Here is a 12049-nt window from a genome sequence, read left to right on the forward strand (position 1 = left end):
AGCAGAAGCATTCAAGTGATGTGATAATTCAAAATCGATAAAACCAGAAGCGCCAGGAAGCATGACATTATCTTGAAACGAAAAACGTAAACTTGGTGCGGTATCTACTATTATCGAAGCACTGGCAGATGGACTTTTGCTAGAAACACTATTACCGCCAATAGTTGCTATTATTTGCTGTGCAGTAAAATAATAACTACCAGAATTTAATCCCTCGCTAAGAGTTAAACCTACATCAAAAGAACAAGACTCACTCGCTGCAAGAGTGATAGCAGATAGATCGACATTGAAAGAGTCAATCGTAGGTGACGAAATAGCACTAATTCCTGACCCATTACAAAAATTAGAGCCTGGTAAAGTCGTAATCGACGCAACTGATGTCGCACCGATAACCGTGCTGACAGTTAAATCAGACACCGCATTAGCACCATCTATATTCGTCAGCGTGTAACGTAAGGTAATAGCATCACCTGCTGTAATAGGCGATTCAACAACCGACATAGTTAATGTGGGCGCATTCGATACACGAAAAGAATTTGTAACACTAGGATAGGTATCAATCGAAGAGGAAATATTACTTACTGTATTAGTATATGAACCAATACTCGCACCAACAGGCACAGTAACGGGAATAGTGAACGAACAACTTTCACCGCCAGCTAAACTACCATTAGTTAAGCTAACTGAACCGGTTCCCGAAACAACCGAACCACTGCCACACGCATTATTTAATGGCAACCCTGTAGCAATTAACCCAGTTAACGCTGCATTAAGATCATCGGTAAAAGTAATATTATTGGCTGTGTTGCTACGGTCAAAATTGGTTAATGTCACATTAAGATTAGCGGTTTGCCCAGGAGTGACAGTGAATGGATCTAGCACCATATTGACAAATTGTTTTTGCACCGACAATGAAGCGCCCGCCTTGCCTATCTTAATGCTCCCACCGCTATACGTCATATCAGAGGTCGTTAAATTAAAATTTCCTGCTCCGCTAGACAAAACATCAATAATGACACTACAACTCGAGGGAGTGCCAACAGAGCCTGGGGGTAAGAAAGCAAAAAATTCAAAGGGACTATTTTGTGAAGATAATGTAATAGAACGGGCATCCGCCGACTGCGCCAACGTCATATAATCGCCGCAATCAGATGTTAAATTAGTTGTTGATGAGATAACCAATCCTTCGGGTAAAATAATTTGCCCACTAAAACCGTAGACAGAAGCATCGGAAGGATTAAATAGCGCTAATGTTAACTCTGTAGAACCACCGGCAGAAATCGACGATGAAGACAAGCTTAATGCTGCAAACACATTAGTATCACTAACGGTTAACGTTGTAGAAGAATCTGGGCCAATGTCATCACTCGATGATAATTCTGTACTGGTAATATTAAACACACCAGCAGCACTGGCTGTAATATTAAAGACTAATTGACAATTTTGCCCTTGCCCTAACTGATAACCGCTCGCTATAACCGAATTACCACCTGCAGAAAGAGTGTAATCACCACTGCCGCAAGACATAGAATCATTGGTTTGATCAGCGATTACAACGTTAGTAGGAAGATTGATAGTAAAGCCAATAGCAGAAGCTGAATTTGATGAGGAGGAATTTGATAATGTATAGGTTAAGGTACTGGAATTATTTACTGAAATAGTCGGGCTACTCAAATTACCAGTTAAAGAAAGGTCACTCGGCACAGCATACGCAGCTGAACTAGCGACTAATGCCAATATGTATACCAAACGTGAAGCGTTAGATAAACGAATTAGTGTCTTTTTTAGCATCGCAGTCATAGCGAATCCTTTCTCATTTTTATTATTGGCTTGTTGCTTACCACAGAGCTGAAGCAAGCACGAAGTTACATTTATTTAACAATAATAACAGCAAAAAACAAACCCGACCTTATTTTATTATTTTAATGTAAACAACTACTGTAAAGCCAAACAAAAAAAACATGAAAAAATATAATAAAAACCTTAAAAAACAAGATCAGTAAGTAACCTCAAATTAGAGTTAACTAAAATTCAAACAACACTCCCATTCAATAAATCATTAAGGACACATTTATAATTTATTTCATAGGCAGCTAATAATTTGCTAATTGTTACTTTTTGGTTAAAATAAGCTCAAAGAAGAAAATAGAGGCTTAAAAAATGAAATCAGTACGAAAAACAATCAAAGCCACATTATGTCTAGCGACACTGTTAACGTCGTCCGCTTGCATAGCAAATAACATCGCAGTAAGTGGTTCGGTATTAGATATCGATACTGGTAATAATTTCGACGAAGCCACTATCACCATTTCCGGCCCAAAAGAATTCAACACCAGCTACACACTCAAAAACAATAAAACACAAGTTGATATCGAAACGTTAAAGATTACCGATGCTGGTAACTATACATACCAAATTCAGTACATACAAAATGGCAAACTTGAGTATATAACGGACCCTAAAACCGGACGCAAAAATGCGCAGCGCAATACAGGCCTTATAGAAACAACATCAGGTTATTTTAACGTCAGTGATAATCAGTTTGTTTTAGGCGAAATAACAGAAGCGGATCCTGAGCTGAATACCCAGCAAATCCAAAACAGCAGGTATTAAAAATGAAAACAACACGTAAACTTGCTTTGGCAATCATCCCGCTAGTCGTCTCTGCTAACCTTTACGCAGACCAAGTCATCAACGATGACCTTATTATAACCAGTAGTGCTTGTATGGGTTTTGACTGTGTTAATGGCGAAAGTTTTGGTTTTGATACATTAAGACTTAAAGAAAATAACGTACGCATAAAATTTGATGACACCAGTTCCACAGGAAGCTTCCCGAGTAACGATTGGCAGTTAACCGCCAATGACTCCTCTAACGGCGGCCAAAATAAATTTTCAATCGATGATACCACCTCAGGCCGCACGCCATTTACTATAGAAGCAAAGGCACCAAGCCACTCATTGTATGTTGATGATGGCGGCAGAATAGGATTAGGTACAAATAATCCAGTAGTTGAAATACATATATCTAATGGTGACAGCCCAACAATCCGCTTAGAACAAAATGGTAGCTCAGGCTTTACCCCACAAACATGGGATGTAGCTGGAAACGAGACAAACTTTTTTATTCGTGATGCAACCAACGGTTCTACACTTCCTTTTAGAATTAGACCGGGTGCACCAAGTAACTCATTATACATCGATACAGATGGTGATATAGGCTTAGGCACGGCAAGTCCAGATGCACAATTACATGTCATTGACTCGACAAGTACTAACCTTTCAACAAGTTCAGTTTTAGTTGAAAATACAAATGCAGCTAGAAACTCAGTACTTCTCGAATTAGCACATGCTGGTAACAGCTATCTAAAAATGTCAAATACAGAAGCTTCGCCAACTGTTGCCTATTGGCTACTAGGTTCTAGACAAGATGGTACATTTTCCTTTACTAACAACGTTGGCGGACAGGTGTTTATTGTCGATTCGACAGGTAACATCACAACTAAAGGGACTGTAACAGCAAACAACGTGTTGTTAACTTCTGATGTGAACAAGAAAGAGAATTTTCAGACTATTAATGGCACTGAAATACTCGGTGCCATTTCTAAATTGGCGATTTCTAAATGGAATTACAAATCTCAAAGTGTTAGTGAACAACATATCGGCCCTATGGCGCAAGATTTTTATAAATTATTTGGTCTTGGCGGAAATGATGACAAACACATTTCCGCGATTGATTCTGCCGGTATATCGTTAGCCGCAATCCAAGCGTTATATGATTTGAATATGAAGAAGGACCAACAAATAGAAGAGTTGTCGAAACGAATTTCAGATTTGGAAATGAAGACAAAATAAATTCCGACGTTTTCTATACTGTGTTTACTCAGATTTGCTAGGACATTGATGAATGTTAGTTTAAATCTGAGTTAAACATCTATTTAATAATACCTCAATTTACATGTCACTAGATTGATCCATATAAATTGAGCCATTTTCAAGCTGCTGTTGCAGTGATTCAATCACCAATAAATACCGTTGAGCGATATGTGGATAGTCTTGAACCACTTGTGCTAGTGCAGTTTTATCAAAAATAGCATCAAGGTCAGATGCCCAATTAGCAACCACTTTTTGTAACAATTCATCTGACTTTTCTTGCATTTTATCAATATTAAGCGTCGTTAATACATCGGCTTTGCGTCTCATACGAATACGCTCTGTTGTATGCCCTTTTAAAATCTCTCTAAACATATAACGTTCAACGCCATATTTGCACTTAAGATGACTCGGTAAACTGTAGGCAAACTCCACCAATTCTTTATCCAGCATAGGGTAACGGAACTCACAACGATAATGCCGTGCGGCTATTTCAGTCAACGTCATACGACGTTGAACGCCAACTTCAATCAGCTCGCGATGGTCACGTGCTTGCACTGAGGTTTTGTCAATTATGGCATAATAAGGTTTGATTATTTCAGCTAACTTATGAGTAACCTTGGCAGTCAATATTGGATGATAAAACAAATCAGCCGACTGCTTCGCTAACCCATTACGCAATTGAAGTTGCTTTTTATACACTTGGGGTATTTGATGTTGGATTAACAATCGCAGCATAGCTTTTATTGGGTTACCACCACGTCCACGTTGCTGACGTAACTTCAGCTGTCGATACAATAAAAGATAGTGCCGCCCAAAAAATAATTCATGAATATATTCATCGCCATAGCCAGTGACACAATGATCCCCTCCCCAACCTGAAAGCACAGTCCGGCACCCCTGAGACTGGGCAAGGGCAACCCGAGGCGCATACCAAGAGGATATAACAGAAGGACCACCAAATGTATTGGCGTACGCACCTGCTTTCAATAGGCTGGGAGTATCTTCGCGCCAAAGCGGCTTTACATTTGGCCATAGATCGATTGCATCAAACAACTCTTGATAGACATCTGACCAAACTGACGCATTATCATCGTTCAACGCGGTACCATTAAAGGACATAGTATATAAAGGTTTATCACCTAACAAACGACTGGCATATCCCACCACGCCATTGGAGTCTAAGCCTTCGCTTAATTCGGCGGCTATGGGGTATTGCGATACTAAACGCCGCGCCACTGCCAGCTCAAATAACTTAGCTAACCTAGCAAGGTTTTCATCATCCGTTAATGCTGGTAGCACTTGAGGTTTTAATGACCAATATGGTTTACAGCTTTGCCCTTGCTGATTTATTACAAGCTGATGCGCCGCAGGTAAAGACTGAATAGCATTGAAAGGAGAAAGGAATTCATTCGTAGTAATTGGCATAAATGTATCAGCCAGCCATTGATGGGAGAGTTGACGCGAAATGGCCAACTCGGGCACCAGCAAAGCTTTATGCTCATTTGACAATACAACTCGTCCAGACTGCATAGAATAAAACAGCGACTTAACCCCGAAGTGATCTCGAGCACAATAAAGCTGCTGTTTCACCTTATCCCAAATGATAAAAACAAAATCCCCCAACAAATGAGCGGCGGTTTCCTCTTGCCAGCATAGATAAGCCTGTAAAATAAAACCTGCATCGCACAAGTGCTGACAGTCTGTTAACTGCAGTTTATTGGCAAGTTCATCGCGGTTATCAAGCTGCGCATTGGCAACAATCGCATATTGTCCGCAATCACTTAATAATACTGCGTCTTGCTCGGCGTTCGGCCGATTATATAGGCATGCTTTTGCAAAACGGACATCAGGTTGGTCACTTACCTGTATATGATGACGAGCATCAGGTTGCCAATAGTCACTACAAGACAGCATAGCTTGCATAGCATGTTCGGGTAACACTTTTTGCCAATCAATTACGCAGTGAATCGTGCTCATGCATCATCCTTTAAATAACCACTAAATATTAGTGGGATAACACAGTGGCGTGATTTGCATGTTGTCATCAAGATAGCCTAACCTTTGCATCACGGCACCATGGTCGGTAATCAGCCTATCGACTTGAGACAGAGATAACGTATTTTGCCAATCCCCTACGATGCCCTTTCTAAAAAAAGCTTTTGATTTAACGGGTCGCTCTTTAAAGCCATGCATATTTTCTTGCTTTTTAAGCTTATCAAAATGGCACATTGCAATGGCTTTTTTAACTGAGTTTTCATCATCAGATAAATGCAAAAATTGACTAACCTGCGTAAAGCACACAAGTGAGTTATTCAGCATATCCTCATAACGCACTACTAATATTGGTAAATCACAGTCTATCCAAGAGGTAACATGGTCGCTCCAGGATCCCATATGCTGCCGCACCTGCGGCCGATATTTTTTATTATCTGCCAGCAGTGCAAAATCACTGGTGCCCATCATACCTATGCTCTTATCAAGCGAAACGCCCATATGATTAGCAAATGAAATGGCCACATCGAAGGGGTTACGGGCCACATACAAAGCACCTGCACAGGCATCAGGCGAACACAAGTGTCCAACCGAAGCACAAAGATGATTGGCATCATGAATTTTATGATAAGCAGGTTCAGTCAATTGACTATGGATAAAGCGATACGCATCACTACGATATGACTCAATTTGCTCAGCCGAATGCAATCCTAACTCCACACCCAAGCCATGCGATAACCAACTGCGACTGCTAGCTATAGCGCCAGTGTGCAATTGATTAATATCAATTGTTGTAACATCAGTCGTAGATTGATTTTGTAAGGCAAAAATAAAACTTCTCAACCAAGTATTTCCGGATTTCGGGTAAGAGGCGAGCCAGTAAATACCTGCAGACATAACTAAACTAGAGCCTCAAATGAATCAGTAATAAAGCGGCTTAATGCGTGAAGATTTTCTAGTGACAGTTTTGCTTTGCCGCGATCAAGCCCATAAACAGGAGTCTTTGCTAAAAAGGCGCTGCACTGCTGCATAAACAGTGCATCTTGCCCCATTGCTGTTGAAAATTGAGTTCGGTAGCGATTGGCTTTAAGCGGTGCAAATTTACGCATCCCCTTAAACTCGCTTAGTACACCAGCTAAAACGCCATCAGCCCGAGCTTCACTTTGCTCTTTATCGTACTCTTCACTTAAGCAATAGACTGCCGCTAATGGGAATGCGTTTAACCTTTCATTAGCATCTTCATTACCCATTGATGGACCTTCCGGCAAATACTGCAACTTTCCAATTTGGGCTGCTAAGGGTTTGGCCTCTGACAACTGCAAAACCTCAGCAACATCTGGCCAGACTTTAAGATCATTACAGCCTTGTAGCACTTTGCCATTTGTATCAAAAACGCATAAATCATCGGATACTAATTGCCAACCTTGGGTCAACAATGTTGCCGCCAACGTGGATTTACCACTGCCTGAGTTACCGCAAACAACAATAGCGCTGCCATTTTTTTGCAGAACAGTGCCATGTAAGACCAGTTGGCCACGTTGCTGCATAACAACAGCAATCATATAACCTTGAATATAAGTGATCACCAGTGCCATATCGGCATCGTCGGCAACAGCAACCTCAATCGACTGTCCGTCGCGCACATAAAAGTCAGCCAATCGAGGAATCGATAACAGAAAACTTGACGAATTCAGCCAACAATAAGCGCCAACTTGACTCAAGAAAGCAGTATCGACATCTAGTTTATCCACATTTTTTATGCAAATATTTGCAGGATGAGTGTCTTGAACACAAGGAAAATTTGGAAGGATAAATTGGCTATCAAAGGTAAGATTGTACAGAGAGTAAAGCACGGGAATTTTGGCCTTAAATAAACGGGCTGCAAATTAAGCAGCCGCATTGACTTCTACAAGCTTTCTATCGACTAACTGTTGAAGAAAATCTTCAACATCGCGACGACAGTCATTTTCTTGAACGTCAAATGTCAACATCAACTGAATCACAAGCTCATCAACACTGATAGGTGTAGCTAATAATCCCCAAATATGGGTTGCTGTCGTATCTAGCCCCAAATATTGATCTTGCAATACATCCATCATCACTAGTTCATCGCCCATGGGCGCAACACTCAGCGCTTTTTGTTGACTATAAAGCAACATACACTATACCTATGATGGGCCACTTGGTGATGTAGGAGTTGATTCAACGCCATTAAAAAACTTAACACCTGCCGTAGTTCCAATATCAATCACTTCAATCTCAGGCTTTGACCAAACTGATTTTTCAATACTTGTCACATCTAGTTCATTATTTGTTTTAGTTTTATGTTGCATTTATATCGCTCCCGTTTTAAAAATAATCTATCAAAATGAACAAAACTGCTGATAGTTCATAGTTGATAGTTGATAGTTGAATTAATTGTAGTTTAAAAGACCACAATCTTAATAACTTAATCTTTACAAAGTATATCCTGATTTGCAACCGAAAACTACGAATTAGTCAACAAACTGCAACAAGCTTTTACAAATGATTATCTGTAATTATTGCTCATTTTGATTATTCAGTTAAACACACCTACAACTAAAACTATCAAAAACTTGACTTTTTATAAAAGCACTGTCTTATCAGCAAAAGTCTGAGCCTGTTCACTATGACTGACTAAAACAATCGTCATTGAGTTTCGATATCGCTGTAAAGTTATAAATATTTCTTTCTCGGTCTCACTATCCAGCGCATTAGTTGCCTCATCTAAAATCAACAATGGCCGCTTTCTAACTAATGCCCTTGCCAATACAAGGCGCTGCCTTTGCCCACCAGAAAGTTGTATGCCACCATCACCAATCATGGTGTCAAGACGATGAGGTAATTCACTAACAAAATCGGCACAACATTGAGATAGCACACTATAGATCTCGCTATCAGTACAGCACTCGCCCCATAGAATATTGTCGCGAACACTGGCGTGAAATAAAAATGGTTCCTGAGACAAATAACTCACCTGTTGACGCCATGAATGGTGCGCACTTGCATCCAGCGGATTGCCATCTAACATCACCTTCCCCGCAGAGGGTGTAAGCAAACTGGTTAGAATATCGATAACCGTGGTTTTACCTTGTCCTGACGGACCTTTTATTAGGGTAATCTTATGCAGTGGAAACTCAATGTTAATATTTGATAATAAGGGTGAACGTGTTTGATAAGCAAAACTGACCCCTTGTAATGCCAAGTGCTTACGCGGAAATTGAACAATGTGTGTGTTATTTGGCATATGAGCTTGCTGATTTTTTTTAATCGCGTCCTCAATATCAATATACGCGGGTAACATATGCAATAAACGCTGAGTATTTGATTGTAAGTCTGACAGCATGGGCATCATTCGGCTAAACATAACAATCAACACCACAAGCTCAGCAACGCCTAATAGCCATATTTTCAAGCCAACAAAAACTAACACGCACAAAAGTAATGCCGTTATCACTTGAAAACCTAATTGCTGCAAAGCTGTTTTGTCTTGATATGCTAGTTGATTGTCTCTTAACTCTTTTTGAGTCATTTCAAACGATTTAAGTTGTTGTGCTTCATATGCACATGCCTTAACCGTTTTCATACCATTTAAGAAAAACATCACCCTTTGATAAAGCTGTTTATTACTATTAGTCAAACCCGTACCAAATTCTGCTGCTTGTCGAAAAATGTGGCGAAAAAGTAATAAGATAATACCGCCGACTACGATGGCTATTAATAATGCTATAGGGGCAATAATGATTGATACCACGCTATATACGATAAGAAAAATAGCCGTAGTCGCTAGCTTTAGAATGTAGAAAGTAGCCATTCCGACGCGATTAACTCCATTAGTGAGCTGCTCTAACTCTTGATGTTGCTCGGAATTAATTCTTTGCTGCCAATCTGAAAATAACATGGTTTCAAACAGTTTTTTGCGCAGTTTATCTGTGGCTTGCAGACGGATTAGGGTTAACACTCGCTCACGAAAATACACCAAAGTAGAGCGCACAAGTAGCAAACATAAAAACAATGCCAGCACGATTTCTAAAGAAAGCACCTCAGGGTTAAAACCTGGAATAACCTCTAGCCAACTGGGCAAGGTTTGGCTTGGATCTGACATAAAGTTAACCACGGGTACCAACATTAATATCCCGATGCCTTCAGTAAAACTACTTAACAGTAATAGACCAAAAGCAAGCACGAGTAACTTGGAGGCTTGTTGTCCCAATCCGTATAAATATCTTTTTAATGCATTAAAACTAGACGACATTCTATCTACAGCCTTCTTTACTCATCTTAATAAAATTAACTTACGGTTGTTTTTGTATTGTAAACATATTCAGTTATCATGCCTTACCAGCATATACTTATATCAATTAAATGGGGTTCTAGTTGTCACCGTTAAACATTTATCGCATATATGGAATGAACGTAGAAACGTCATTTGCTTTACCCGCTCCCTTCGCTAATGCCGGTGCCGATATATCCATCATACAAGGAGCGGTCCCCAATGTGTTATCAGCACAATTTACAACTCATACTAGACTGCAATTTGATGGTGAAAAAACACTTTTTAAACAAGCTCTTTTTGGGCGTTTCCTTCTAGAAAAAAAAGGCTTAATCACTGTAGACTTCCCGACTACATTAACTGAACCGCATGCCATAACGGCTACACTCGGTTCAGGGCTCGGCATGATGTTACATCTTAGGGGCAACATTCCACTTCATGGTATCGCAATTGAAACCCATAAAGGCGCAATAATAATATTGGCAGAAAGCGGTTGCGGAAAAAGCACTTTAGCAACGTCTTTACTACTAGCCAATATCAATATATTTGGTGACGATATTGTCGCTTTGCATCAAGACAGTCACGGTATATTAAATGTACATCCATCCCATAGGCGTTTTAAATTGTCACCAGAACAGCTAGAAGCGATGGGGATTGATACAACACAACTGTCAAATACTGCACCTGGTATTAATAAATTCGGTTGGGATATCCCGTTGGAGCTAATGGCTAAACAGGCGTTACCGATTGTAAAATGCATTCATCTTCAACCTGAACGCTTAAAATGTATTCAGCCTAAAATCACCCCAATTAATCAGCTTGAATCATTCACACGACTTCGAAAAAACGTATATCGCCCAAGATTAATAGGCGCATTCAAGCACGAACAGCAATTCTTCTTGTTGAATCAAATTCTTCAACATCAATGTAAAAGCTACACAATGCAACTTCCAGAAATATCTCAATTCACTTCATACAAAGAGTATGGTGAGGTTATCGCAAGTCAACTGTTGACGCTTTAGTGGGAGTAACCGTAAACTGGCTACTCTGTGATATTAATAACGGTAATAATGGTGCTTGTGCAGCATATTGAAGAGGGTTAACGCCCCAATTTATGTTTCCTTCAAGTAATACCACTTCAGTATCGGTAATAACCACATCCCACCCGACAGTGTGAACATCTGCACATAAACTGTGAGCAAGTGTTATTTCATCAACTACAGATTGCCAAAATGGTATTGTCACCCGGGTAGTTAAATCAACTCCCATGACTTTTGCGCAATAGTCTTGGTCCAATATCACACTGCCATTTAATACATCAATTGCAAACACATTAAACCGTCGATGAGAATCATCATTTAGCTCAAGATTACCGATGACTAAGTGACATTTACCCTGTTCTAGGCAACTTACAACCCTCAACGTGATGGTTTTATCACTATCCTGCCAAGCACTCATTTCAGAATGATGACTCAATAAAGGTTGAACTATATATTTGCATGCTGGCAATAATGCTTTAACAGCATTAAGCCCTTCATCTCCATAATACTGTTTGCCTAAATAATCAAATTGCCAATCGGTATCATGTCTCGTTAGGCTAACGCAGCCTATACTTCTGGATGCTGATTCCGGTTTAATAAAAACGTTATCAGACAACTTTAACCACGCTTCTATAGCCCAATTATCGTTTAGGTTAACACTATCAAGGGTAGCAACGGTTTGACCGCCAGCTTTAGACAAGCGCTCGGCAAAGGTTAATTTATTACTCAAAAAAGCCTGTGAGGTTGGACTAATAGCCTTAAATTGATATGTGGAATGAAAAAAAGGTAATTGAAAATCAAATACGTATTGCCACCATAGCCTTGAAGAAGTCTGATAAAGTTTAAAG

The 12049-nt window shown here is 39.8% G+C and carries 11 protein-coding genes; 3 read left to right on the forward strand and 8 right to left on the reverse strand.

Annotated features, from left to right (window positions below; translation table 11 throughout):
- Nucleotides 1–1800: DUF7933 domain-containing protein (locus H5202_RS12045; RefSeq protein WP_182772286.1), on the reverse strand; the 1800-nt coding region annotated here is incomplete at its 3' end.
- A 360-nt stretch (nucleotides 1801–2160) separates the two neighbouring features.
- Here H5202_RS12045 and H5202_RS12050 point away from each other — a divergent pair.
- Together H5202_RS12050 and H5202_RS12055 are read left to right on the forward strand one after the other, a co-directional pair.
- The gene (locus H5202_RS12050; RefSeq protein ID WP_182772287.1) at nucleotides 2161–2613 is read left to right on the forward strand and encodes a hypothetical protein; all 453 of its coding nucleotides are present in this window, start codon (nucleotides 2161–2163) and stop codon (nucleotides 2611–2613) included.
- Nucleotides 2614–2615: 2 nt separating this feature from the next.
- Complete coding sequence (locus tag H5202_RS12055; RefSeq protein WP_182772288.1) at nucleotides 2616–3854, forward strand: tail fiber domain-containing protein; 1239 nt, start codon at nucleotides 2616–2618, stop codon at nucleotides 3852–3854.
- 99 nt (nucleotides 3855–3953) lie between these two features.
- Here the strand turns inward: H5202_RS12055 and H5202_RS12060 are convergent, their stop codons facing one another.
- The 6 genes from H5202_RS12060 to H5202_RS12085 all read right to left on the reverse strand — a co-directional run bounded on the left by H5202_RS12060 (nucleotide 3954) and on the right by H5202_RS12085 (nucleotide 10143).
- On the reverse strand, nucleotides 3954–5852 hold the full coding sequence (locus H5202_RS12060) for an asparagine synthetase B family protein (RefSeq protein ID WP_182772289.1): 1899 nt from the start codon (nucleotides 5850–5852) through the stop codon (nucleotides 3954–3956).
- A 21-nt stretch (nucleotides 5853–5873) separates the two neighbouring features.
- Nucleotides 5874–6764, reverse strand: a complete 891-nt coding sequence (locus tag H5202_RS12065) for a sulfotransferase domain-containing protein (protein ID WP_182772290.1) — start codon at nucleotides 6762–6764, stop codon at nucleotides 5874–5876.
- 2 nt (nucleotides 6765–6766) lie between these two features.
- Nucleotides 6767–7618, reverse strand: coding sequence for a hypothetical protein (locus H5202_RS12070; RefSeq protein WP_182772291.1), 852 nt, complete (start codon nucleotides 7616–7618; stop codon nucleotides 6767–6769).
- Between the two features lie 135 nt (nucleotides 7619–7753).
- Entirely contained in the window at nucleotides 7754–8026 is a 273-nt protein-coding gene (locus H5202_RS12075; protein WP_182772292.1) for a PqqD family protein, read from the reverse strand.
- A 9-nt stretch (nucleotides 8027–8035) separates the two neighbouring features.
- A complete protein-coding gene (locus tag H5202_RS12080) occupies nucleotides 8036–8200 on the reverse strand; it encodes a hypothetical protein (RefSeq protein WP_182772293.1) in 165 nt (54 codons plus the stop codon).
- Between the two features lie 272 nt (nucleotides 8201–8472).
- Nucleotides 8473–10143 carry an ATP-binding cassette domain-containing protein gene (locus H5202_RS12085; RefSeq protein ID WP_182772294.1) on the reverse strand — a complete coding sequence of 557 codons (1671 nt, stop codon included), beginning with the start codon at nucleotides 10141–10143 and terminating at the stop codon, nucleotides 8473–8475.
- A 122-nt stretch (nucleotides 10144–10265) separates the two neighbouring features.
- Between H5202_RS12085 and H5202_RS12090 the strand changes: the two genes are divergently transcribed.
- Nucleotides 10266–11183, forward strand: coding sequence for a hypothetical protein (locus tag H5202_RS12090; protein WP_182772295.1), 918 nt, complete (start codon nucleotides 10266–10268; stop codon nucleotides 11181–11183).
- On the opposite strand, the gene H5202_RS12095 is transcribed toward H5202_RS12090, so the two are convergent.
- On the reverse strand, nucleotides 11155–12049 hold an 895-nt coding region (locus tag H5202_RS12095; protein WP_220493865.1), incomplete at its 5' end, for a sugar-transfer associated ATP-grasp domain-containing protein. The two genes, H5202_RS12090 and H5202_RS12095, sit on opposite strands and share 29 nt — an antisense overlap.

The sequence above is a fragment of the Shewanella sp. SG41-4 genome (genome assembly GCF_014164505.1).
GTDB lineage: Bacteria > Pseudomonadota > Gammaproteobacteria > Enterobacterales > Shewanellaceae > Shewanella.

Bases quoted from the DNA above. Each gene is read 5' to 3' on its own strand.
- H5202_RS12050 (WP_182772287.1), top strand. From the start codon at position 2,161: ATGAAATCAGTACGAAAAACAATCAAAGCCACATTATGTCTAGCGACA.
- H5202_RS12055 (WP_182772288.1), top strand. From the start codon at position 2,616: ATGAAAACAACACGTAAACTTGCTTTGGCAATCATCCCGCTAGTCGTC.
- H5202_RS12060 (WP_182772289.1), bottom strand. From the start codon at position 5,852: ATGAGCACGATTCACTGCGTAATTGATTGGCAAAAAGTGTTACCCGAA.
- H5202_RS12065 (WP_182772290.1), bottom strand. From the start codon at position 6,764: ATGTCTGCAGGTATTTACTGGCTCGCCTCTTACCCGAAATCCGGAAAT.
- H5202_RS12075 (WP_182772292.1), bottom strand. From the start codon at position 8,026: ATGTTGCTTTATAGTCAACAAAAAGCGCTGAGTGTTGCGCCCATGGGC.
- H5202_RS12080 (WP_182772293.1), bottom strand. From the start codon at position 8,200: ATGCAACATAAAACTAAAACAAATAATGAACTAGATGTGACAAGTATT.
- H5202_RS12085 (WP_182772294.1), bottom strand. From the start codon at position 10,143: ATGTCGTCTAGTTTTAATGCATTAAAAAGATATTTATACGGATTGGGA.